Annotated in this window: 19 protein-coding genes; 11 read left to right on the top strand and 8 right to left on the bottom strand. The window is 71.4% G+C overall.

What is annotated here, in order from left to right; translation table 11 throughout:
- Nucleotides 1-148: 148 nt before the first annotated feature.
- Nucleotides 149-1,684, bottom strand: a complete 1,536-nt coding sequence (locus ABD371_RS25160) for an MFS transporter (RefSeq protein ID WP_344480617.1) — start codon at nt 1,682-1,684, stop codon at nt 149-151.
- Nucleotides 1,685-1,788: 104 nt separating this feature from the next.
- Here ABD371_RS25160 and ABD371_RS25155 point away from each other — a divergent pair, with 104 nt between their 5' ends.
- The 5 genes from ABD371_RS25155 (at nt 1,789) to ABD371_RS25135 (ending at nt 10,089) form a co-directional block, all read left to right on the top strand.
- The gene (locus ABD371_RS25155) at nt 1,789-2,733 is read left to right on the top strand and encodes a helix-turn-helix transcriptional regulator (RefSeq protein WP_344480614.1); all 945 of its coding nucleotides are present in this window, start codon (nt 1,789-1,791) and stop codon (nt 2,731-2,733) included.
- A 258-nt stretch (nt 2,734-2,991) separates the two neighbouring features.
- The gene (gene car / locus ABD371_RS25150; protein ID WP_344480611.1) at nt 2,992-6,402 is read left to right on the top strand and encodes a carboxylic acid reductase; all 3,411 of its coding nucleotides are present in this window, start codon (nt 2,992-2,994) and stop codon (nt 6,400-6,402) included.
- A 158-nt stretch (nt 6,403-6,560) separates the two neighbouring features.
- Nucleotides 6,561-7,271 (top strand): methyltransferase, encoded by a 711-nt coding sequence (locus ABD371_RS25145; protein WP_344480608.1) that lies wholly within the window; start codon nt 6,561-6,563, stop codon nt 7,269-7,271.
- A gap of 111 nt (nt 7,272-7,382) precedes the next feature.
- On the top strand, nt 7,383-9,533 hold the full coding sequence (locus tag ABD371_RS25140; RefSeq protein WP_344480605.1) for a S9 family peptidase: 2,151 nt from the start codon (nt 7,383-7,385) through the stop codon (nt 9,531-9,533).
- 88 nt (nt 9,534-9,621) lie between these two features.
- On the top strand, nt 9,622-10,089 hold the full coding sequence (locus tag ABD371_RS25135; RefSeq protein ID WP_344480602.1) for a pyridoxamine 5'-phosphate oxidase family protein: 468 nt from the start codon (nt 9,622-9,624) through the stop codon (nt 10,087-10,089).
- Here ABD371_RS25135 and ABD371_RS25130 read toward each other — a convergent pair.
- Nucleotides 10,078-11,010: a LysR family transcriptional regulator gene (locus tag ABD371_RS25130; protein WP_344480599.1), complete on the bottom strand. Its 933-nt coding sequence runs from the start codon at nt 11,008-11,010 to the stop codon at nt 10,078-10,080. The genes ABD371_RS25135 and ABD371_RS25130 overlap by 12 nt on opposite strands.
- Before the next feature lie 74 nt (nt 11,011-11,084).
- On the opposite strand from ABD371_RS25130, the gene ABD371_RS25125 reads away from it, so the two are divergent.
- The gene (locus ABD371_RS25125; RefSeq protein ID WP_344480596.1) at nt 11,085-12,092 is read left to right on the top strand and encodes a DMT family transporter; all 1,008 of its coding nucleotides are present in this window, start codon (nt 11,085-11,087) and stop codon (nt 12,090-12,092) included.
- On the opposite strand, the gene ABD371_RS25120 is transcribed toward ABD371_RS25125, so the two are convergent.
- A complete protein-coding gene (locus tag ABD371_RS25120; RefSeq protein WP_344480593.1) occupies nt 12,083-13,414 on the bottom strand; it encodes an aminotransferase class I/II-fold pyridoxal phosphate-dependent enzyme in 1,332 nt (443 codons plus the stop codon). The two genes, ABD371_RS25125 and ABD371_RS25120, sit on opposite strands and share 10 nt — an antisense overlap.
- Before the next feature lie 35 nt (nt 13,415-13,449).
- Here ABD371_RS25120 and ABD371_RS25115 point away from each other — a divergent pair, with 35 nt between their 5' ends.
- On the top strand, nt 13,450-14,124 hold the full coding sequence (locus tag ABD371_RS25115) for a pyridoxamine 5'-phosphate oxidase family protein (protein ID WP_344480591.1): 675 nt from the start codon (nt 13,450-13,452) through the stop codon (nt 14,122-14,124).
- A gap of 74 nt (nt 14,125-14,198) precedes the next feature.
- Here ABD371_RS25115 and ABD371_RS25110 read toward each other — a convergent pair whose 3' ends face one another.
- Together ABD371_RS25110 and ABD371_RS25105 are read right to left on the bottom strand one after the other, a co-directional pair.
- Nucleotides 14,199-15,209 (bottom strand): EamA family transporter, encoded by a 1,011-nt coding sequence (locus ABD371_RS25110; RefSeq protein WP_344480588.1) that lies wholly within the window; start codon nt 15,207-15,209, stop codon nt 14,199-14,201.
- A gap of 100 nt (nt 15,210-15,309) precedes the next feature.
- On the bottom strand, nt 15,310-15,834 hold the full coding sequence (locus ABD371_RS25105) for a Clp protease N-terminal domain-containing protein (protein WP_381734490.1): 525 nt from the start codon (nt 15,832-15,834) through the stop codon (nt 15,310-15,312).
- Nucleotides 15,835-16,045: 211 nt separating this feature from the next.
- Between ABD371_RS25105 and ABD371_RS25100 the strand changes: the two genes are divergently transcribed.
- Nucleotides 16,046-16,258, top strand: a complete 213-nt coding sequence (locus ABD371_RS25100) for a hypothetical protein (protein WP_190126180.1) — start codon at nt 16,046-16,048, stop codon at nt 16,256-16,258.
- A gap of 40 nt (nt 16,259-16,298) precedes the next feature.
- Here the strand turns inward: ABD371_RS25100 and ABD371_RS25095 are convergent, their stop codons facing one another.
- Nucleotides 16,299-16,943 carry a PadR family transcriptional regulator gene (locus tag ABD371_RS25095; RefSeq protein WP_344480582.1) on the bottom strand — a complete coding sequence of 215 codons (645 nt, stop codon included), beginning with the start codon at nt 16,941-16,943 and terminating at the stop codon, nt 16,299-16,301.
- A 226-nt stretch (nt 16,944-17,169) separates the two neighbouring features.
- On the opposite strand from ABD371_RS25095, the gene ABD371_RS25090 reads away from it, so the two are divergent.
- Nucleotides 17,170-17,802 carry a hypothetical protein gene (locus ABD371_RS25090; RefSeq protein WP_344480579.1) on the top strand — a complete coding sequence of 211 codons (633 nt, stop codon included), beginning with the start codon at nt 17,170-17,172 and terminating at the stop codon, nt 17,800-17,802.
- 19 nt (nt 17,803-17,821) lie between these two features.
- Here the strand turns inward: ABD371_RS25090 and ABD371_RS25085 are convergent, their stop codons facing one another.
- The gene (locus ABD371_RS25085) at nt 17,822-18,625 is read right to left on the bottom strand and encodes a CPBP family intramembrane glutamic endopeptidase (protein ID WP_381734487.1); all 804 of its coding nucleotides are present in this window, start codon (nt 18,623-18,625) and stop codon (nt 17,822-17,824) included.
- Between the two features lie 192 nt (nt 18,626-18,817).
- The gene (locus tag ABD371_RS25080; protein ID WP_344480576.1) at nt 18,818-20,332 is read right to left on the bottom strand and encodes a glutamate-cysteine ligase family protein; all 1,515 of its coding nucleotides are present in this window, start codon (nt 20,330-20,332) and stop codon (nt 18,818-18,820) included.
- 502 nt (nt 20,333-20,834) lie between these two features.
- Here ABD371_RS25080 and ABD371_RS25075 point away from each other — a divergent pair.
- Together ABD371_RS25075 and ABD371_RS25070 are read left to right on the top strand one after the other, a co-directional pair.
- Complete coding sequence (locus ABD371_RS25075) at nt 20,835-21,422, top strand: hypothetical protein (protein ID WP_344480573.1); 588 nt, start codon at nt 20,835-20,837, stop codon at nt 21,420-21,422.
- A 326-nt stretch (nt 21,423-21,748) separates the two neighbouring features.
- Nucleotides 21,749-21,946, top strand: a complete 198-nt coding sequence (locus ABD371_RS25070) for a DUF5999 family protein (protein ID WP_308433265.1) — start codon at nt 21,749-21,751, stop codon at nt 21,944-21,946.
- The last annotated feature ends 57 nt before the right edge of the window (nt 21,947-22,003 follow it).

Below are 22,003 nucleotides of genomic sequence, written 5' to 3'. Positions count from 1 at the left end.
TCGACGAAATGGATCATTGCCGTGCGAGACCGGGAGGCTCCCCCTGATCGACCCGGGGGGGGATCAGGGGGAGCGCCTCCGCCGGCTTCCGCGCGGCCCGGCCGTCGGGGGGGGCGGCCTGTCCGCCGGCCGCGCGCCGCGGCGGGAGTCAGCGGACGCCGCTGGTCTCCCCGTCGGCGACCTGGGCCGGGGACTCCGCGCCGGGCCCGTCCTCGTCGGAGAGGGACTTCGGGAGCCAGCGCAGGGCGAGGATGCCGAGCGCGGCGTGCAGGACGCTGGCGGTGATGGCGACCACGTGCAGACCGGTGACGAAGGCGGACTTCGCGTCGCTGATCACCGCGGGAACGAGGTCGGGGATCTGGAGCGTCTCGTTGAGGGTGCCCGCGAGGTCCGGGCCCTGGAGCCGGAAGAACAGAGTGGCCAGCGAGCCCAGGAGCGCGATGCCGAGGGCGTTGCCGATCTCGTTGCTGGTCTCGGCGAGCGCGGCCGCGGACCCGGCGCGCTCCGGGGGAACCGCGGCGACGGCGGTGTCGGCGACGACGCTGAAGGAGATGCCGTAGCCGAGGCCCGCGATGATGGTGGACGCGATGTACCAGCCGGTCCCGCCGGAGCCGTCCGCCGGCAGCAGCAGAAGCAGGAGCAGACCCGCGGCGATGCAGAAGTGGCAGGTGATGAGCGCCGCCCGCTTGCCGATGCGCCCGACCAGCGACGGCGTGACGATGCAGGTGACGGTGAGGACCAGGGCGCCGGGGATCGTGAGGAGAGCCGCGTCCAGGACGTCCAGGCCGTGTACGGACTGGAGGTAGACGCTGGCGAGGTAGGCGGTGGCCGACCACGCGGCCAGCGGCAGCAGCCCGGTGATGATCGCGATCGTGAAAACCCGGTCGCGGAAGAGGCTGAACTCGATCAGCGGGTGCTCGAGGCTCTTCTGCCTGCGGGCGAACCACACCAGGCCCGCGAGGCCGACGATTCCGGCGATCACGGTGCCGACCGTCAGCCCCTCCGTGGCGGCGTGCTTGATCGCGTAGATGGCCAGCAGCAGGCCGGCGGCGGAGAGGAAGACGCTCAGGGGGTCGACCCGGCCGGGCCGGGTGGAGCGCACCTCACGGAGCAGGATCGGGGCCAGGATCAGGAACAGCAGGATCACGGGGAGATTGATGAGGAAGACCGATCCCCACCAGAACCTGCTGAGCAGCTGTCCGCCGACGAACGGGCCGATGGCGAATCCGGCGGCGAAGGTGGCCGCGAAGATTCCGATCGCCTTCGCCCGCTGGCGGGGGTCGGTGAACAGCTCGCTGAGCACCGCGAGGGCCGACGGGAGCAGCGTGGCCCCGGCGATACCCATCAGTGCCCGGAAGGCGATCAGCAGTTCCGGGGTGGGCGCGAAGGCCGCTCCGGCCGAGGCGATGCCGAACGCGGCCACGCCGATCATCAGCAGCTTCAGCCGGCCGTACCGGTCACCGATGTTGCCGAAGGCGACGAGCAGCGACCCGACCGCGAATCCGTAGATGTCCAGAGTCCACAGGGCCTGGTCGGCGGTGGGCGACAAGGCCTCGGTGACCTTGGGCATCGCCAGGAAGAGGACCGACCCGTCCATCGCCACGAGCAGTACGGGTCCGAGGGTGGCCAGCAGACCGAGCCACGCCCGCAGCCCGGGCGGTTGAGAAACACGCTGTTCATTCATGTCCCCGACGGTGCGCCTTCGGGCGCTCGCCAACCAGCCCCACGCCATGGGTACACCCCGCAGGGATACCCAGACCCGGACGGTCCTCCCCTACTCTCGGGGCCATGGAACTCGAGAGCCTCGGTGCGTATCTCAAAACCCGCCGCGACCGGGTCACGCCCACCGACGTTGGACTGCGCGCCTACGGCACCGCCCGTCGTGTACCGGGCCTGCGCCGTGAGGAACTCGCCCAGCTGGCCGGCGTGAGCGTCGGCTACTACACCCGGTTGGAGCAGGGGCAGGCCGGCACCGCCTCCCCACAGGTGCTCGACGCGCTCGCCCGGGTGCTCCAGCTCGATCGGACCGAGACGGCCCATCTGCACAATCTCGCCCGTCAGCCCGTCACACCGCGGCTGGTCCGGCCGCTGACGGAGAGCCCGCACTCCCGGGTGCTGGCGCTCCTGTCGTCCCTGGGGGAGAGCGCGCCGGCGGTGCTCCTCGGCCGCCGGGGCGATGTGCTGGCCTGGAACCGCACCGGACACGCCCTCGTCGCGGAGCACCTCGACTTCGACGCTCCCGACGATCTGGCGCGGCGGCCGTCCCTCCCCCGGATGTTCTTCCTCGACTCCTTCACCCGCGATCTCCATCGAAACTGGGATGAACTGGCCAAGATCCATGTCGCGTATCTGCGGCTCACCGCGGGCCGGTATCCCACCGACGCGCGACTGGCCGAGCTGGTCGGCGAGCTGGCGATGCGCAGCAGCGACTTCGCCACGCTGTGGGCGACCGGGGACGTGGCGGACTGCACCGTGGGCACCATGCGCCTGCGGCATCCGACCGTCGGAGGGGTCAATGTCGACTATCAGGTGTGGCTCCAGCCCGACAGCCCCGATCACCGTCTTGAGGTCTACACGCCCAATGACAGCGCCTCGGGCGACGCGCTGCGGCTGCTGTCCAGCCAGGTCACCGGTCAGCGGGTGAGCGATCGGCCGGCCGCCGGAGAGCCGGTCGCCGAACAGCGGGATCCCGGGGCCGCTCTCGTCGAAGCGTCCGCGCGCCTGGACGGATAGCCGGGAGCGGTAGCCAAGAGCAGTAGCCGGGAGTAGCCGGCGCTCGTCGTTCCTGTAACAGAGTTCTCTCTTTCTTCGGGGTGTCAGCAGCGCGCTGCCCCGCCGCGCATGTCCCCGGGACGGATGCGGCGGGGCGGGCTCGCCCTTCTCGTGCGCCGGATCCCGCTCGGCTGACACACACCCCTGCGTCACCACCGAATCTGCGGCAAAGCCTTCACCCATGAAAGTCCCCCTTGAGCATGAGATGTGGAGACCAGAATGCGGCTTGCGCAATTGATGGCAGATGTAATGGAGCGCTACTCGGACCGGCCCGCCGTGGGAGAACGGGCGAAGGAATTCACGCAGGATCCCAGAACGGGACACGTCTCGCTCCGCCTGCTGCCAAGATATGAAACAACCAGTTTCAGCGAGTTGTGGGACCGCGTCCGAGCGGTGGCCGGGGAATGGCATCACCACGCGGAACACCCGCTGAGCGCCGGAGAACGGGTGGCCATTCTCGGTTTCACCAGCCGCGACTACGCGGTGATCGACCTGGCCTGCGTCCATCTCGGCGCGGTGAGCGTCCCGCTTCAGGCCAGCTCCCCCGTGTCCCAGCTGGCATCGATCACCGACGAGACCGAGCCGTTCATGGTCGCGGCAAGTGTCGAACGCCTGGACTCCGCGGTCGAATTAATACTCGGAACTCCGTCGGTCAGACGCCTGGTGGTCTTCGACTACCACCCGGAAGTCACCGACCAGCTGGAGAAATTCTCCTCCGCGCGCGACCGGCTGGCACGGGCCGGCCGCGACCTGGCCGTCGAGCCCCTGCCGGACGTCGTCGGGCGAGGGCAGACGCTTCCCGGCGCGCCGCTGTTCACGCCCGCCGACGACGAGGATCCGCTGTCCATGCTGATCTACACGTCGGGGAGTACCGGCACTCCCAAGGGGGCGATGTACACCGAGCGGCTGTCGAGTGCGATGTGGGGCGGCGAATGGTCCAAGCTGTTCTCCGACGAACACGCGACCAATATCAATTACATGCCGATGAGCCATGTCGCCGGGCACTCCTCGCTCAAGAACACCCTGGCGCGCGGCGGAATCAGCTACTTCACGGCGAGCAGCAATCTGTCCACGTTCTTCGAGGACATAGCGCTGGTGCGCCCCACGGAACTGTCCCTGGTGCCGCGCGTATCAGAAATGATCTTCCAGAAGTACCAGAGCGAACTCGACAGACGGGTGCTGGCGGAAGGCGTCGACCGGGAGGCGATCGCGTCTGAGGTCAAGGCGGACATGCGCGAGAATCTTCTGGGCGGCCGGGTCGGCTGGGCCAGCACGGGGTCCGCGCCGCTCTCCGCCGAGCTGTCGGCTTTCATCGAGTCTCTTCTCGATCTCAAGCTGACCGTCATCTACGGCTCCACGGAGGCCGCCGCCGTCTCGGTCGACCACAAGGTGCTGCGCCCGCCGGTCATCGATTACAAGCTCGTCGACGTGCCCGAACTCGGCTATTACCGGACCGACTTCCCGCACCCTCGCGGAGAGCTGTTACTGAAGACCAGAGCCATCATTCCCGGGTATTACCAACAGCCCGAACTGACGGCGGAGATCATCGACGAGGACGGCTATTACAAGTCGGGTGACATCGTCGCGGAGATCGGGCCGGACCGGTTCACCATTGTGGACCGCCGCAAGAGTGTGCTGAAGTTGTCCCAGGGCGAGTTCGTGGCCACCTCCCGACTGGAAGCCGTCTTCGCCGCCAGTCCTCTGGTCAGACAGATCTTCGTCTACGGCAACAGCGAACGCTCGTATCTGCTCACCGTGGTCGTTCCCACTCCGGACACCCTCCAGGAGTTCGGCGAGGACCGGACAACCCTCAAGCGCCTTCTTGCTGAATCGTTCCAGCAGATAGCGAAGGAAGCGGGGCTGAACTCGTACGAGATTCCACGTGACTTCCTGATCGAGACCGAACCCTTCAGTCAGACGAACGGACTGCTCTCGGACCATCGAAAGCTGCTGCGCCCTCAACTCCTGGCCCGTTACCGAAAGCACCTGGAGGAATTGTACTCCGAGGTCACCACCCGGGAGAACGAGGAATTACTGGAGGTACGCCGCGATGGCGCGAACCGGCCGGTCATGGAGACGATCCAGCGGGCCGTCCGGGCGCTGCTCACCGGCTCGGCGGCCGAGGTGAGCCCCTCGGCGCACTTCCGGGACCTGGGCGGGGACTCGCTCTCCGCGGTGTCCTTCTCCGGTCTGCTCGAAGACATCTTCGGCATCCGGGTCCCCGTCGATGTGATCATCAGCCCGGCGAACGATCTGCGGGAGTTGGCCAATTACCTCGAGTCGAAGCGCGAGACCGGGCTGAGACAGCCGGCCTTCGCGTCGGTGCACCCCGAGGGAGGTGCCGAGGTCCGCGCGGAGGAGCTCACTCTGGACAAGTTCATCGACGAGCGGACGCTCGCCGACGCCCGGTCCCTTCCCCGTCCGGCGGCCGCGCCGAGGACCGTGCTGCTGACGGGGGCGAGCGGCTATCTCGGCCGCTTCCTGACCCTGGAGTGGCTGGAGAGACTGGCGCAGACGGGCGGAAAGCTGATCTGCGTCGTACGCGGGAAGAGCGCGGAAGCGGCGAGGAAGCGGCTCGACGAGGCCTTCGCCGGCGGTGACGAGGGTCTGGTCAGCACATTCCAGGAGCTGGCCGCCGAGCATCTGGAAGTCCTGGCGGGCGACATCGCCGAGCCTCGGCTGGGACTGGACGAACTGACCTGGAAGACGCTGTCCGAGGACGTGGATCTGATCGTCCACGCCGGCGCCCTGGTGAACCACCTCCTGTCGTACCCCCATCTGTTCGAGGCGAATGTCGTCGGCACCGCCGAGCTGATCCGCCTCGGGCTCACCGGACGGATCAAACCGTTCACCTACATCTCCAGCGTGGCCGTCGCCACCTCCCGGATCGGTCTGCCGGCCCTGGACGAGGATTCCGACGTACGGACCGCCCTTCCCGTCCAGCCGGTCGAGGGGACGTACGCCGCCGGTTACGCGACGAGCAAGTGGGCCGGGGAGGTGCTGCTCCGGAACGCGCACGAACTGTACGGGCTTCCGGTCACCGTGTTCCGGTCGAACATGATTCTCGCGCACAGCCGGTACCGCGGACAGCTGAATGTCCCGGACCGGTTCACCCGCCTTCTGTTCAGTCTCATCGCCACCGGTGTGGCGCCGCGCTCCTTCTACCGCTCCGACAGCGGGGAAGACCGCCCGAGGGCCCACTACGACGGGCTGCCCGTGGACTTCACCGCCGCGTCCGTCGTGACACTGGGCGGTCAGACCGAGGAGGGCTTCACGACCTTCAGCCTGGTCAATCCGCACGACGACGGGATATCGCTCGACGTCTTCGTCGACTGGCTGGGCGAAGCGGGCCATCGAATCGAGCGGGTGGACGGCTACGCGGACTGGTTCGCCCGGTTCGAGGCGGCCATGCGCGCACTGCCCGAAGCACAGCGGCGGCATTCGGCGCTGCCGCTCCTCCATGGGTTCAAGGACCCCGAGGACATCATTCTCGGGTCCGCCATCCCGTCCGACCGGTTCCGCGCCGCCGTCCAGGCCGCCAGGATCGGACCGGCCAAGGACATTCCACGGCTGTCGCCGTCCCTCATCAGGAAATACGCCACGGATCTGGAGCAGCTGCTCTCCGCGTAGACCTGAACCCGCTCCGCCCCGGGCCGCCGCTCGTCGCGCCCGGATCCCGATACCGCCGTGGGCGTCGTCCTCACGCCCGGCCGGAAGAAGCCCGCGAGAGACCCGCCCCGGCGGCGAGCACACCTGCCAGAAAACACTGATGCCTCCAAGGGGGAACCATGGATCAGAAGTCCGCACGGTTCGAGGAGCAGTACCGCATCGGCCAGAAGCTCGTCGATCAACTGGGCACCGCCGGAACGGAGTCCACCACTTTTGAACTGCTCGGCAGGGAGTGGGACCTGGTCCCGGGGACGTACGCTCCCGGTGTGGGAGCCGGGGCCGAGTTCTACACCACCGTCATCCCCTACCCCTCGGGCGGGCGCTTCCTGGAGATCGGCTGCGGGGCGGGGGTCACCGCCGTCTGGGCGGCGACGCACGGCTGCGCGCAGGTGACCGCGACCGACATCACCGACACCGCGGTCGAAAGCACCCTCCGCAACGTCAAGCGCCATGGCGTCGAAGGCCGGGTGGAGGTGCTGCGCAGCGATCTCTTCGCGGAGCTGAACCCCCATGACCGCTTCGACACCGTCTTCTGGAACTGCAGCGTCATCGAGGCGCCGCGGAACTTCGAGTTCGCCCAGGACTACGAGTGGGCGATCTTCGACCGCGGCTACACCGCCCTCGGCCGCTATCTCGCCGAGGTCCACGACTGGCTGCTGCCCGGCGGACGCGCGCTGGTCACCTTCAACACCCTCGGCGACGGCGACCGGATCGCCCAGCTCGCCGCCGAGGCCGGGGTGTCGCTGCGACTGCTGGACAGCGCGTCCCGGCGGCTGACCGACGAGGACATCACCTACAAGCTCTTCGAGATCGTCCCGAACGAAAGCTGATCCACCGCACTCCGCACCGCGACGGCCTCCCGGTCCACGCGGTCGCCGGGCCCCGCGCGCGGGAAGGAAATTCGGTTGCGCGCGCGGGGGCCGGGGTGCGAATGATCCCTGATGAACGAGAACAGCACAGTCCGCGAGGACGTCGGCGTCGCCGTCCCCGAATTCACCGAGCAGTTCGCCCGCACCGCCCGATTCGCCCACGGCGTCCCCCGCCGCTTCACCGTCTCGCCGGACGGGCTGCGTGTGCTGTTCGTCCGAAGCGCCGCCGGCGACGACCCGATGAGCGGGCTCTGGCTGTACGAGTCCGGGCAGGAGCGGCTTCTCGCCGACCCCCTGCTGCTGGGCGAGGACCCGGAGAGCGTTCCCGAGGCGGAGCGGGTACGCCGGGAACGCGCCCGGGAGTTCGCCGCGGGGGTGGTGTCGTACGCGGCCGACGCCGGGGCCCGGCTCGTCGCCTTCGCCCTCGCCGGGGAGCTGTGGACCGTCACCACCGACGGCGGCGCGCCCCGGCGGATTCCGGCGGCGGGTCCGGTGGTCGATCCCCGCCCCTCCCCCGACGGCACCTCGATCGCCTATGTCAGCGGCGGCGCGCTCCATGTCGTACGCGCGGACGGAACCGGCGGCCGCGCGCTCGCCGTACCCGAGAGACCCGAGGTGAGCTACGGTCTGGCCGAGCACACGGCGGCCGAGTCGATGGGACGGTCGCGGGGCTACTGGTGGTCGCCCTCGGGAGACGCCCTGCTGGTGGCGCGGGTGGACAACTCCCCCGTACAGCGCTGGTACCTGGCCGATCCGGCCGATCCGGCCCGGCCGCCGAGGGCGGTCCCGTATCCGGTGGCGGGGACGGCGAACGCCGAGGTGTCGCTGCACATCCTGCGGCTGAGCGGCGGGCGGACCCCGGTGGAACTGCCGGCCGCCGCCGACGCCGAGGAGCCTCTCCGCTCCCGGGGCTGGACCGACCGGGCCTTCGAGTACGTGGCATCGGCGGGGTGGGACGCGCACGGCCCGCTGGTGCGGGTGCAGACGCGTGACCAGCGCACCGCCGTGCTGCTGGCGGTCGACCCGTACAGCGGAACGACCGAGACGCTGCACACCGAGCGCGACCCGGTCTGGGTGGAGCTGGTGCCCGGCCTTCCCGGAAGGACCGCTTCCGGCACGGCGGTCACGGCCTTCACGGCGGGCGACGGACTGCGGGGGCTGCGGATCGGCGGAGCGCGGTCGCCGGGCGGGGTGCATGTCCGCGAGGTGCTCGGGACGGTCGGCGAGCGGGTCTTCTTCCTCGCGAACGAGGAACCGACCGAGACCCATGTGTGGTTCCACGACCCCGCCGACGGATTCGTCCGGCTCAGCGAGGGGCCCGGCGTCCACTCCGCCGCGGCCGGGGGCGGCACCGTCGTCCTGGACAGCCTGACCGAGTCGGGGCGTACGGTGACCGTGCTCCGGGACGGCGAGCCGGCCGGGCGGATCGCGGTGCTCGCGGAGGAGCCGGTGGTCACGCCAAAGCCGCTGCTGCTCTCGCTCGGCGAGCGCGAGCTGCGCGCCCAGCTCTATCTGCCCTCCTGGCACGAACCGGGCTCGGGCCCTCTTCCGGTGCTGCTCAACCCCTATGCGGGGGCCGGGATGCAACTGGTGGTGCGGGCCCGTCTGTGGTGGTCCTGTCTCTCGCAGTGGTTCGCGGAGCAGGGGTTCGCGGTCCTGGTGACGGACGGCCGGGGGACCCCGGGACGGGGCCGGGAGTGGGAACAGGCCGTCCACGGCGACCGGCTGGGCCCGGTGCTCCAGGACCAGATCGACGCCCTGCACGACGCGGCGGAGCGGTATCCGGACCTCGACCTCGGCTCGGTGGCGATCCGCGGCTGGTCCTTCGGCGGCTATCTGGCGGCGGGCGCGGTGCTGCACCGCCCGGAGATCTTCCACGCCGCCGTCGCGGGCGCGGCCCCGACCGACCGCCGGCTCTACGACACCCACTGGGAGGAGCGCTTCCTGGGACACCCCGAGGTGTTCCCGGAGGCGTACCGGCGCAGCTCGCTGGTGCCGTACGCGCATCGGCTCAGCCGCCCGCTGCTGCTGGTGCACGGGGTGGCGGACGACAATGTGCTCTTCGCGCACACCCTGCGGCTGTCCGCCGCGCTGCTCGCGGCGGGCCGTCCGCACCAGGTGCTGCCGCTGTCGGGGGCCGGGCACCGGGTCACCGCGCGGGACCAGGTGAGCAGCCTTCTGCGGCTGGAGACGGCTTTCCTCAAGGAGTCCCTGGGCCGGTGAGGCGGGCCGGTGAGGGCGCCCCCTTGCGCTCGGAGGGCCTGACGCCCATGCTTTCTGACACATAGTCAGACAAGGGTGGGAGGCCGCCGTGGCAGCCGTGCAGCGCCGGGGCCGCCGGATCATGATGACGCCCGCCGAGCGGGACGCCTTCCTGTCCGCGCGGCGCACCTGCCGGGTGGCCACCACGGGCCCGGACGGCCGTCCGCACGTCAGCCCGCTCTGGTTCGTCTGGGACGGCGTCTCCCTGTGGCTGTACTCGCTGACCCGCAGCCGCCGCTGGGCCCAGCTGCTCCGCGATCCCCGGCTGTCGGCGGTGATGGACTCCGGCGAGGAGTACGGGGAGCTGCGCGGGGTGGAGCTGTCGGGCTCGGCGGTCCGGGTCGGCGAGGCTCCGCGCACCGGGGAGCCCTGTCCGGAGCTGGAGACCCCGGAGCGGCTGTTCGCCCGGAAGTACTTCGGCCTCGACCGGATGCCGCACGACGGCGGGCACGCCTGGCTGCGGCTGACCCCGGACGCGATCGCGTCCTGGGACTTCCGCAAGCTCTCAGGGCGCTGAGCCCGGCCCGGCCCCCGCCCCGGGCCCCGGACCCGCCGCCGCGCGCAGCGCGCCGACGGCCGCCCTGATCGACGGCCGGCGGTCCGCGTCGGTGCGCCACACCGCGTACACATGGCGCACCACGCGCTGCCGCAGAGGCACGAGCGCCACGCCTTCGGGGACCGGTCCCCGGCCGAGCCGGGGCGTGACGCAGACGCCGAGGCCGGCCGCGATCAGCGCGAGCTGGGTGTGGTGCTCGCCCGCCAGATGGGGGATGCGGGGCTCGATGCCCCGGGAGCGCAGGGTGAACATCAGCCAGTCGTGGCAGAACTCGCCCTCCGGCCAGGAGACCCAGTCGTCGTCGGCGAACTCCTCCAGGTCCGCCTCGGAGCGGCCGGCGAGCCGGTGGCCGGCGGGCATGGCGATGTCGGGCCGGTCGTCGAGCAGATGGGCCTGGGCGAGCCCGCCGGGGACGGGCAGTCGTTTATTGCTCCAGTCGAGCACGACGGCGAGATCGAGATCTCCCCGGACCACGGCCCTCAGCCCCTGCTCGGGCTCCAGCTCCCGGGAGTGGACGCGCAGCTCGGGGTGGTCGGCGCGGAGCGCGGCGAGCGCGGCGGGGAAGAGGCCCCGGGCGGCGGTGGGGAACGCCCCGATCCTGGCCTCGCCGACGACCTGGCCGCGCTGGGCCTCGATGTCGGACTGGGCCAGCTCCACCTGGGAGATGATCCGCGCCGCGTGGTCCGCGAGCAGCCGCCCGGCGTCGGTGAGCCGGACACCGCGCCCGTTCTTGGCGAGCAGCTGCTGGCCGACCTCGCGCTCCAGCTTGGCCAGCTGCTGGGAGACGGCCGATGTCGTCACATGCAGCCCGTCGGCCGCGGCGCTGACCGAGCCGTGGCGGGCGAGCGCGTCCAGGGTCCGCAGGCGCTCCAGATTCAACATGTAAGCAATGCTAATCGAACCATTGAACAAATTCTCGCTTGTTCTACGAGATGGAACGGGTGAGAGTGAGAGCCATGACCTCCGCCGTCCGCGCCCCCGCCACCCCTCCCCCGGTCTCCGCCGAACCGCCGCGCCCCGCCCGCCGACGGCTGGACTGGCGGATCCGCTTCGCGATCGTCTCCCTCATCTGGGGATTCAGCTTCCTTCTCATCAAGGTCGGCACCGAAGGGTTCGCGCCGTTCCAGGTCACCTTCGGCCGGCTGTTCTTCGGTACGGCGGTCCTGGCCGCGGCGATGGCCGTGCGCCGGGAGCGGCTGCCGCGCGGGGCCCGCACCTGGGGTCATCTGACCGTGGCCGCGCTGCTGCTCAACGCCATACCGTTCTCGCTGTTCTCGTACGCGGAACTCACGATCCCCTCGACGCTGGCGGGGATCTGCAACGCCACCTCACCGCTGTGGGGCATGCTGCTCTCCCTGGTCGCGCTCTCGGAGGACCGGCCCACCCGGCGGCGGGTCGCCGGTCTCGGCCTCGGTTTCCTGGGGGTGCTCACCGTGCTCGGGGCCTGGCAGGGGTTCTCCGGGCTCGATGTCCGGGGCACCGCGATGGCGCTGCTCGCCTCGCTGTTCTACGCGATCGGCTGGATCTACGTCCGCCGTACGCTGGCGGACTCCGGCCACTCGCACCTCTCCCTCACCGGGACCCAGCTGGGGCTGGCCACGGTCCAGCTGGCCGTGGTCACCCCGCTGTTCACCTCCGTGCCCGAGTCGTTCGCGGTGGTGCCGCTGCTGGCGGTGGTGGCGCTCGGCGCGCTGGGCACCGGGCTGGCCCTGCTGCTCCAGTACGGGCTGGTGGAGGAGATCGGTCCGACCACCGCGCAGATGGTCACCTATTTCATCCCGGTCATCGCCACGGCGGCGGGCGTCACCCTGCTCGGCGAGGAGCTGGGCTGGAACACCCCGGTGGGCGCGGTGATCGTCCTTGCGGGGGCCGCGCTGACACAGAGCCGTCCCCGCCGGAAGCCGCCCCGCGCCGCCGAGCCGGTCGCGGTCGCGAAGGACCCGGTCCCGGCCGCTCAGCCGTAGCTGCGCGCGGGGGCGGGGCCCGCGGCGGCGGCCAGGGCGTCGGCGATCGGCACGATGTCCGCCGCCGACAGCTGCGAGACGGTGACCCGCACGGCGGGCGGCGAGGCGAGCCGGTACCGCGCGCCGGGGGCGACCGCCCAGCCGGAGCGCAGCAGCCGGGTCACCGCGCCGGTCTCGTCGAGCACCGGCACCCAGACATTCATCCCGCTGCGACCGTGGGCCTCGACGCCCCGCTCGGCCAGGGCGCGCACGAGCGCGTCGCGCCGCTCGCCGTACGAGCGGGCCACGGCGAGCGGATCGACCGCGCCCGAGGTCCAGAGCTGGACGACGGCCCGCTGGAGGAGTCTGCTCACCCAGCCGGGACCCAGCTGCTGACGGCCGGTCACCCGGTCGACGGTGACCGGGTCGCCGGTCAGCAGCGCGACGCGGAGGTCGGGCCCGTACGCCTTGGCGGTGGAGCGGACGAAGGCCCAGCTCCGGGTGGTTCCGGCGAGGGGGTGCAGCGGCTGGTCGACGATGGCGTGCCCATGGTCGTCCTCGATCAGGAGGGTGTCCGGGAAGCGGGCGAGCACCGCGCGCAGCTGCCGGGCGCGGGCGATGCCGATCACGGCCCCGGTGGGGTTCTGGGCCCGGTCGGTGACGATCAGCGCGCGGGCCCCGGCGGCGAGCGCCCGCTTCACATCGGCGGGGAGGGGGCCGTCGTCGTCGACGCCGACGGGGACGGGCCGGAGCCCGAGGGACGGCACGAGGTCGAGCAGACTGCCCCAGCCCGGGTCCTCGACGGCGACCGCGTCGCCGGGCCGCAGATGCGCGGCGAGCACCCGCTCGATGGCGTCGAGCGAGCCGGAGGTGACCGCGACCGGGCCGTCGGGCACACCGTCCTCGTCCAGCGCGGCGCGGGCGAGCCGGGCGAACTCCTCGTCGACGGGGGCCTGTCCGTACAGCCCCGGCCGCCGCTCGTCGCCCAGCGCGGCGGCGGCCAGCGCGTCACGGAGCGGGGGCAGCAGCGCGGGGTCGGGGTTGCCCTCGCCCACGTCGCGCACACCGGGCGGGGCGTCGACCCGGAGGGAGCCGCGCGCGGTGGAGGCGGGCCGGGAGCGCACCCGGCTGCCCCGGCGGCCCGCGGTCTCGATGACTCCGCGCTCGCGCAGGGTGCGGTAGGCGGCGGCCACCGTGTTCGGGTTGACCCCGAGCGAGGTCGCCAGCTCCCGCATCGGCGGCAGCAGTTCGCCGGGCTCCAGCTCCCCCGCGCCCACGCCCTGCTCGATGCTGGCCGCGATCTCCGATGCGCGACGCCCTGCGATCCGATATTCTCCTAGCACAAACAATATTATGCACTAGTGCAATGGAGGGCGCAATGTCGGAGCCGGATGCCTACGAGCCGACCGAACGCACCGTCCCCACCCGCTCCCGCGAGCGCGCCGTGTACGACCGCGCGCAGGTCCACGCCATTCTGGACGAGGCGTACGTCTGCCATCTCGGTTTCCTCCGGGACGGCGCGCCGGTGGTGCTGCCGACGCTCTACGCCCGGGTGGGCGGCCGCGTCTACGTCCACGGCTCGACGGGCTCGCGCCCACTGCGGACGGCGGGCGAGGGCGAGGGCGAGGGCGACCCGGGCCTGAAGGTCTGTCTGACGGTGACCCATGTCGACGGGCTGGTGCTGGCCCGCTCGGCGTTCCACCACTCGCTCAACTACCGCTCGGTGATGATCCACGGCACGGCCCGCCGGGTGACGGACCCGGCGGAGAAGCGGCTGTCCTTCGACGCCCTGGTCGACGCCGTGGTCCCGGGCCGCGCCCGGGACTCCCGCCCGGCCGACGCCCGTGAGCTGGCGGCGACGGGGGTGCTGCGGCTGGATCTGGCCGAGGTCTCGGCGAAGGTCCGGACCGGTCCGCCGAACGACGATCCGCAGGACGCGGAGCTGCCGCACTGGGCCGGGGTCGTACCGCTGGTGAGCGGGTACGGAAGGCCGATACCGGCCCCCGGCCTCTCGCCCTCGGTGGCGCTGCCGGAGTACCTCGCCGCGCTGTGAGCGGGAGTGCGCGCCGACGGCGGCCGGCGCGCACCTCGGGACCCTCGGGCTCCGGACCCTCGGGCTCCGAGCCCTCAGCCGCGGTTTCCCGCCACGGGAAGATCCCCGCCGGGAGCGCTCCCGGCGGCCGGCGCTTCAGGCTGCGGCGTTCCCGAGGCCACCGGCACCGGTGACGGGTTCTTCGGCGCGCGCGACTGGGCGATGAACGCGCCCACCAGCACCAGCGAGCCGCCCAGGATCTGCGGCAGCGACAGATGCTCCCGGAGCAGCACCCACGCCAGCACGGTCGCGACGACCGCCTCGAGGCAGGCCACCACCCCGGCCACCTGCGGGGACAGCAGCCGCACCGCGAGAACCCCGGTGACATAGGCGAACACGGTGGAGATCAGCACCACCCAGCAGAGCAGCAGCCAGGCCGCCACCTCGGTGCCGCCGAGATCGGCGTTCCCGGCGAGCAGCGAGAAGTCCATCCCCCACGGCCGGGCGATCACCGTCAGCACCAGGGCTCCGACGATCAGTCCGTACGCGATGACTCCCAGCGGGTTCGCCGGTTCCGCGCCGTCGCTGCCGTGGTCGGAGAGGACGAAGTAGCAGGCCTGGCAGCAGGCCGCGCCCAGCGCGAGCAGCAGCCCCAGGGCGTCGAAGCTCAGCCCCGCCCACACCTCGACCACGCACGCGAGTCCGGTGACCGCGAGGACCACGCCCACCGCCGCCGCCGGGGTGACGGGCCGGCGCTGGACGAACCGTATCCAGCCGAGCACCAGGGCCGGGCCGAGGTACTCCACCAGCAGGGCGACCCCGACGGGTATCCGGGAGATGGAGGCGAAGTAGAAGGCCTGGACGCCCGCGACCGCGAACAGCCCGAAGCCGAGCAGCAGCATGGGTTTGCGCCGGGGCAGATCGCGGTGGAACCAGGCCAGCGGAAGCAGCACCAGCGCGGCGCCCGCCCCCCTCAGCCACACCACGTGCAGCGGGTCGAGCCCCGCCTCGATCAGCGGCTTGGCCGCGACCCCGGATCCACCGAACGCCAACGCCGAGACCAGGGCGATGCCCAGGCTCGTACTCCTGCTTCCAGACGCGTGCATCGGCACATGATGGCAGGGGCCGGTCAGTACCGTCGAGGCTGTTGCACATGTCGAGACAGTGTCGAGACCGGTCAGGGGCGCACTCGGGGGCGTGCGCCGGTCAGACGGTCCCGATCCGCCCGCCGAGCTGCTCCGTGTCCACCCCGGCCCGGCGCAGCACCTCCACCGCCCGGCAGCCGGAGTCCGCGGCGAGGGCGGCGAGCAGATCGGCCCCCGCGACCCGCGCGTCCCCGCGCGAGCGGGCCCGCCCCACCGCCGCGTCGAGGGCGGCGAGCGCCGAGGGCGACCACCGGGACGCCCCGGCGTCCCTCCCCCGCTCCCGTACGCCGGACGGCGCGCCGGACTCCTCCACGGAACCCCGCCAGCGCAGCCCGTAGCCGATGCTGCGCTGTACGAGATAGCCGAGCACCCGCGCGACCCGGGGGCCGAGCGCGGCGCGGACCCCGGGGTCGGCCTCGACCAGCGAATGCAGCAGATGGGCGGTGTCCGGCTGCCGGTCGCCGTCCCGCGCCGCCCGCCGGCGGGCTCCGTCGATCACCTGGGCCAGCTCGGCCCAGGGTCCGGCGTCGTCTGCGGCCCGGGGGACGGCGGGCCGCTCGGGCAGTCGCCGGGTATGGATCTGCACATCTCCCACTCCATCAGGGAAAGCCGCTCCGTACGTCCCCGTAGAGTGCTATTTGCCCATCCCGCGGAAGGTGGGCACGGCCGACCGGTTCCTCCTCCTTGCGGATGAGATCGGGGCACTTCGGCCTCAGGGGCGCGCGCCGCCTTGCCCTTCACTCCCGTACAGGAGTGCCGACGGCAACCGGGGCTTCCCCCGGTGCGTCCCTTCCGTCATGTTCTGGATGGTCGCTCTGCTCGCAGCCGACGGGCGGCAGTACGTCTACCGGGTGTACGCACCGCTCTCCGCGCTGCCCGCGGACGTGTTCTGGGCGGCCTTCCACTGCCACGACGAGGGGCCGCACCCCCGGGCCTCCGACTCCTTCGACTCGGCCGAGATCTGGTGGCCGCCCATCGGGCGCACCGATCTGACGACCCGCCAGTGCTGAGCCTCCGGCGGGTCGTCGGTCACCGGTCACAGCTCGCCGGTCAGTGCTCGCCGGCGAGAATCAGATAGAGCTTCTTACGGGCCTCGTCGACGACCTCCACGGCCCGGGTCCGCTGCTCGGGCGTGCCGGTCTTCGAGACCTGGCCGAAGGCCTCCATCAGCCCCCAGACCGCCTGCCGGGTCTCATTGACGGCCTCCCAGTCGACACCTCGGCCGGCCTCCTCCCAGGGAGCGTCCGGCCCGGCCTCCGCCTCGGCCGTGCCCTGCTCGGTGAGCGTGAACAGCTTCTTGCCGCCCTCGCTCGCACTGGTGATCAGCCCCTCGTCCTCCAGCAGCTGAAGGGTCGGGTAGACCGAACCGGGGCTGGGCCTCCAGGCCCCGCCGCTGCGCTCGGCGATCTCCTGGATCATCTCGTACCCGTGCATCGGACGGTCCTTGAGCAGCGCCAGGATCGAGGCACGCACATCCCCGCGCCGCGCCCTCCCCCGCCCCCCGTGCCGCCCGCGGCCCCCACCGCCGAACGGAGGCCCGCCGAAGGGCCCGCCCCCGAACGGCGGTCCGAACGGAGGCCCGGGCGGACCGAACGGCCCGAAGGCCCCCCGCCGCCCGTCGAACCCACCCCGACCGGGATGACCGGGACCGCAGTGTCCACCGTCGGGCTCCTGCCCGAAAACATGAGGACGCATGGTTACGCTCCTTCCATCGTTGATCAGTCGCGATACCTCAACGATATATCGGAATAGCTCGCAGAACAATGCCCGTGCGATTCAGCGCGATGCCCCCGCGCCCCGGAGGCGTCCCCGGGCGGGAAGCCCCCGCCAACCGGCGGAGTTTTCGCCCCGGCCCGGCATGGCACCGCACCGGGACGTGACGGGCTCGGATGCTGGGGTCCCCGACCACGCAGGAGCGGCCATGGACGACACCGGCGCGCGGGAAGCCGGACGACCGGCGTCCCGGAGCGCGCGGAGTGACACGCCCGGCCAGCCGGGGGTCATCGGCATCGCGCTCGCCGCCGTGCTGGCCGCCGCGTTCGCGCAGGGCTCCTGGCAGTGGTTCTCGACCTACATCGGGGGGACGCTCATCGTCCTGGTCCTCTGCTTCTACCGGCTGCCGACCCGGACGCCCGGCACCGGTTCCGGTTCCGGTTCCGTGTATGCGCGGAACCTCGTCGCGTACTCGATGGTCGTCGGCCTGTGCGCGGCGATCGCGCTGGCCCCCGCGATACAGCGCTGGGCGTGGCTGTTCCCGATGCCGGGCACCCGTCAGGAGTGTCCTGAGCTGGGCGCGTACGAGGCGATCCGGACGGAGGCCGCGCTGGCGGACCTGGCCGGCCGCGACAGCGCGGCACTGGCCCGGGCGCGGGAGACCAACGGCCGGGAGGCCGCCGCCGACTGTCTGTCGGCCACCACGACCCGGTGGCTGCCGGTGTACGGGGCCGGGGCGGCCCTGCTGGTGGGCCTGGGCGCGTGGTCGTTCGACCGGGCCCGGTCGAGGCGGGTCACGGCGCGCGCCGTGACCCGGCCGAACCCCCCTTCGCGGAGCTGAGGGGAGCGCCGGGCGCGGGTCACGGTGTGGGCAGCCATCCCACCTTGCCCGCCAGCAGCGCGTATCCGACGAAGGCCACGATGTCGAGCAGCGCGTGCGCCACCACCAGCGGCCCGATCCGCCCCCACCGGCGGTAGAGCAGCACGAAGACCACGCCCATGACCATGTTGCCGATGAATCCGCCGATGCCCTGGTACAGGTGGTACGAGCCGCGCAGCAGCGAACTCGCGGCCAGCGCCGCCACCGGGGTCCAGCCGAGCCGGTCCAGCCGGCGCAGCAGATACCCGACGACGATCACTTCCTCCACCACGGAGTTCTGGATCGCCGACAGGATCAGTACGGGGAACTTCCACCACACGTCGGGCAGCGACTCGGGCACCACCGTGAGATTGAAGCCGGAGGCCCGGGCCGCCAGATAGAACGCGAGCCCGGCGCTGCCGATGCCCGCCGCGAGCAGGGTGCCCCGGCCCAGGTCGGACCACGGCCGACGGAGGTCGAAGCCCATCGCCCGCAGCCCGCCCGCGCCCTCACGCGTCAGCAGATGCGCGACCAGCAGGACCGGCACCAGCGCCGACGCGATGCCGAAGAGCTGCCAGGAGAGATCGAGCCAGGGACGGCCGGGCGCGTACGAGCCGTTGAGCGTCGCCGCCTGCTCCTTCAGCCCGCCCGGTTTGGTCAGCGATCCAACAAAACTGATCAGGGCGGAGACCCCGCTCGCGCCCAGCGAGAGGGCGAGCACCAGAAGCGTCTCGGACCGCAGAGTCTTCGGCGACAGCTCCTCGGGGGAGAAGGAGTCCGTCACTCGTCCCGCTGCCGTCTGCACACATGCCTCCAGTCGATCGGTCCCGCCGGACGCCGTCCTCGCCCGGCCCTCCGGATCAGGAGGGGGACGACGACGGCGTGGTGACAGCTTGCCCGACGCCGGGCGGCCGGGCGGAGGCAGGTCCGACGGCGCGTCAGGGGCCGTGCGGCCGGGGCGGGGACCGGAGCGGCGGGCGCGGCCCGCCGGCGAGCCTCACTCCCGCGACCCCGGGAAGCCCACCGGCCAGGTGTGCACCGGCTCGCCCAGGTGCATCAGCTCGCGGTAGCGCCTGGTCATCGCCGCGAGCGCCGCGTCCCGCTCCAGGCCGGCGGCGAGGGCGCGGTGGTACGTCGCGGACTGCCAGGTGGCCCCGTTGGCCCGGCGCACGCACCGCTCCTCGATCACTTCGAGGTACCGGTCGCGGTCGGCGGGTTCCACGTTCCACGCGTCGAGCCCGGCGGCGGCCAGCGGCAGCAGCTCGTCGCGTACGAGATCGACCACCGGCACCCGGGCGACCCCGCCCGCCCGGCCGGGGCGCGGCCAGAGCAGCCGGGCCTCGATGCCGTGGCGGCACGCGGTGTCGAAGTTCTCGGCCGCGGCGGAGAACGGCAGCCGGGTCCAGACCGGCCGGGACTCCTCGGCGAGCGCGCGCACCAGCCCGTAGAAGAAGGCCGCGTTGGCGATCACATCGGTGACCGTGGGACCGGCCGGCAGCACCCGGTTCTCCACCCGCAGGTGCGGCACGCCGTCCACGACCGAGTAGACCGGACGGTTCCAGCGGTAGACCGTCCCGTTGTGCAGGATCAGCTCGCGCAGGGCCGGGACGCCTCCGTCGTCGAGGACCTGGAGGGGATCCTCCGCGTCGTCGCAGATCGGCAGCAGGGCCGGGAAGTAGCGCAGATTCTCCTCGAAGAGGTCGTACGCGGAGTCCACCCAGCGCTCGCCGAACCAGGTGCGCGGCCGGACCCCCTGGGCCTGGAGTTCGGGCGGCCGGGTGTCGGTGGCCTGCTGGAAGAGCGGCGGGCGGGACTCGGGCCACAGCTCCTTGCCGAACAGGAAGGGGGAGTTGGCCCCGACGGCCACCTGCACCGCGGCGACGGCCTGCGAGGCGTTCCACACATCGGCGAACCGCGCGGGCGTCACCTGGAGATGCAGCTGCACCGACGTACAGGCCGCTTCGGGCGCGATCGAGGCGGAAGTGCAGGTCAGCCGCTCCGCGCCGTCGATGTCCAGGGTGAACTCCTCGCCGCGGGCGGCCAGGATCTGTTCATTGAGCATCGTGTAGCGGTCGACGTCGGAGAGGTTCGCGGAGACCAGATCCTCCTGTGCGAGCGTCGGAAGAATACCGATCATCACGATCCCGGCGCCCACCTCCCGCGCCTTCCGGTCGGCGTATCCGAGGCCGGCCCGCAACTCCTCCGCCAGCTGGTCGAGAACGCGTCCGCCGAGCCGGTGGGGGACAATGTTCACTTCCAGGTTGAACATTCCCAGCTCGGTCTGGAAATCGTGACTGGCGATTCTCTCCAGAACTTGAGCATTCATCATGCGTGGAAGTCCGTCCGAACCTGTGAGATTAAGTTCGATTTCGAGGCCCATCAGATTCCTGGGCCGGTCGAACCTTCTCTCGGCCAGCAACCGCGCCAGCCCCGCCAGACACTGCTGGAGCTTTCTCCGGTACCGCTGGCGATCGGAGAGTGCGAACCCTCCCGCCACGACCTTTTCCCCCATCGAAGCGTCCTCCTCGACTGGGCATCGCGCGACATCGGTCACTCACGTACGGACGATAATGCCCAGCCTGACTGATCCATAACGCAGCGGGGACAGCCGGAGACCGATAGGGTGTCAACAGTGGCGCACGACGCCTCGGCCGGTGCGACGCGGCATCGGACCTCAGCAGAGTGCAGTACGCAGATACCATCGCCTGTCGTATGGTGAAAAACACCGACCGGTTTCGGCCTACCACCTCCGGGGGTAATCCCCTGGACGAGATGGAAATTTCCCCGGGAAATGCGACAGATCCCACCTCTTTCAAAGACCTGAACCGACCTTGTGGTTAATGCTGGCGATCGCTAGCGGAAACACCATGAGAAAACGTGTCGTATAAACTTTCCCCAGCAGGCAGAGAGTTGGCGCCCAGTCGCCTTCCCGGCCCTTCTCGCCCGGCACGCTGACAGCGCCGTCCGCATCTGCCTCTGCCTCACCGTGTCTCCCAAGTGAGAGGCGACCCACCATGCCGCTGCACGCTCTTCCGGCCCCCGTGCCCGCACTGCGCAGCGTGCTCACCGCGCTCGGTTCCCCCGGCGTCGTGAGCGAGGAACGCACCCCGGCCCTCAGGTCCGTCCAGGGACCCGTGAGCCCCGAAGCACCGCTTCCCGTCCATGTCCTCGACCAGATCGCCCCGAGTTCGGCCCGCCCCTGCACCCGGCTGGCCGGCTGGCGCTTCCTCCTCCGCGACGGCGACCGTCATGTCGCCGCGGCGGAGACCGTGCTCACCTCCGACGGCTGGGCCTTCTCGCATTTCCTCGAAGGCCCCTACCTGGCCTCCACCGAACGGGCCCTGCGGCACGCGGAGTCGCTCACGGCCCCGTTCCAGCCGCGGCTGCTCTCCATCCCCGAGCTGTACATGCTGACCCTGTGGCTGCACGGGGACACGGCGGCGGACGCCGCGTCAGGAGTGCCGCTCCCCACCGACGTACTGATCCCGCTCGCCCCCGCACCGCCCGGCATCGCGGCCGACCGGCCCCACCGGGTGGCCGACCTGCTGCCGGTGATGACCCTACGGCTCACCCCGGCGCCGCTTCTCGGCTCCCCCGCCTGACCCGGTGCCGGACCGACCCGGCACCCGGCGGATCCCGGAAGAACCACCGTTCACGCCCCGCGACCCATCGGTCGCGGGGCGCATTTCCCTGCCATTGGACTAGTCCGTTCCGGCCCCCTCCAACCCCCCGAAAGGACAGGGGGATCGCAGTGAACCGACCACGCGGATGAGACGTCATTCATCAGTAAGACGAGCTGTCGCGAAATCCCTGCGGGATGACGCCCGTGGGGCAACACTGGGGACCGGACCTACAGATACGGGGGGCGGCCATGAACACCTCATCGAGCCGCGGAACAGTCACCACGACACAGCGAAAGATCCCGCCCATGTGCCAGCACCAGCCAGCCTGCCCGACCTCCGACTCCGCCGACCGGGACGCGGCGCGCCTGGTGGCGCACCACCCCGAGCAGGGCTGGAGCCTGCTGTGCAACGGGGTGCTGCTCTTCGAGGATACGGGCGAGCTGCTGCCGGACGGTCAGATCATCGCACCGCACCGGGTCGGCCTCACGATGACGGTCGCCTAGACCGTCTCCTCCAAGTCCCGCCGTACGGCCGGGGGCCGGCACGGAGAACGCTCTCCG

This window comes from Streptomyces amakusaensis, from assembly GCF_039532665.1.
GTDB classification, from domain to species: Bacteria; Actinomycetota; Actinomycetes; order Streptomycetales; family Streptomycetaceae; genus Streptomyces; species Streptomyces amakusaensis.
The sequence above is the reverse complement of the archived record's forward strand: the minus strand, read 5'-3'. Positions and strand labels throughout refer to the sequence as shown.

Bases quoted from the DNA above. Each gene is read 5' to 3' on its own strand.
- ABD371_RS25160 (WP_344480617.1), bottom strand. From the start codon at position 1,684: ATGAATGAACAGCGTGTTTCTCAACCGCCCGGGCTGCGGGCGTGGCTC.
- ABD371_RS25155 (WP_344480614.1), top strand. From the start codon at position 1,789: ATGGAACTCGAGAGCCTCGGTGCGTATCTCAAAACCCGCCGCGACCGG.
- car (WP_344480611.1), top strand. From the start codon at position 2,992: ATGCGGCTTGCGCAATTGATGGCAGATGTAATGGAGCGCTACTCGGAC.
- ABD371_RS25145 (WP_344480608.1), top strand. From the start codon at position 6,561: ATGGATCAGAAGTCCGCACGGTTCGAGGAGCAGTACCGCATCGGCCAG.
- ABD371_RS25140 (WP_344480605.1), top strand. From the start codon at position 7,383: ATGAACGAGAACAGCACAGTCCGCGAGGACGTCGGCGTCGCCGTCCCC.
- ABD371_RS25130 (WP_344480599.1), bottom strand. From the start codon at position 11,010: ATGTTGAATCTGGAGCGCCTGCGGACCCTGGACGCGCTCGCCCGCCAC.
- ABD371_RS25125 (WP_344480596.1), top strand. From the start codon at position 11,085: ATGACCTCCGCCGTCCGCGCCCCCGCCACCCCTCCCCCGGTCTCCGCC.
- ABD371_RS25115 (WP_344480591.1), top strand. From the start codon at position 13,450: ATGTCGGAGCCGGATGCCTACGAGCCGACCGAACGCACCGTCCCCACC.
- ABD371_RS25110 (WP_344480588.1), bottom strand. From the start codon at position 15,209: ATGCACGCGTCTGGAAGCAGGAGTACGAGCCTGGGCATCGCCCTGGTC.
- ABD371_RS25100 (WP_190126180.1), top strand. From the start codon at position 16,046: ATGTTCTGGATGGTCGCTCTGCTCGCAGCCGACGGGCGGCAGTACGTC.
- ABD371_RS25095 (WP_344480582.1), bottom strand. From the start codon at position 16,943: ATGCGTCCTCATGTTTTCGGGCAGGAGCCCGACGGTGGACACTGCGGT.
- ABD371_RS25090 (WP_344480579.1), top strand. From the start codon at position 17,170: ATGGACGACACCGGCGCGCGGGAAGCCGGACGACCGGCGTCCCGGAGC.
- ABD371_RS25080 (WP_344480576.1), bottom strand. From the start codon at position 20,332: ATGGGGGAAAAGGTCGTGGCGGGAGGGTTCGCACTCTCCGATCGCCAG.
- ABD371_RS25075 (WP_344480573.1), top strand. From the start codon at position 20,835: ATGCCGCTGCACGCTCTTCCGGCCCCCGTGCCCGCACTGCGCAGCGTG.
- ABD371_RS25070 (WP_308433265.1), top strand. From the start codon at position 21,749: ATGTGCCAGCACCAGCCAGCCTGCCCGACCTCCGACTCCGCCGACCGG.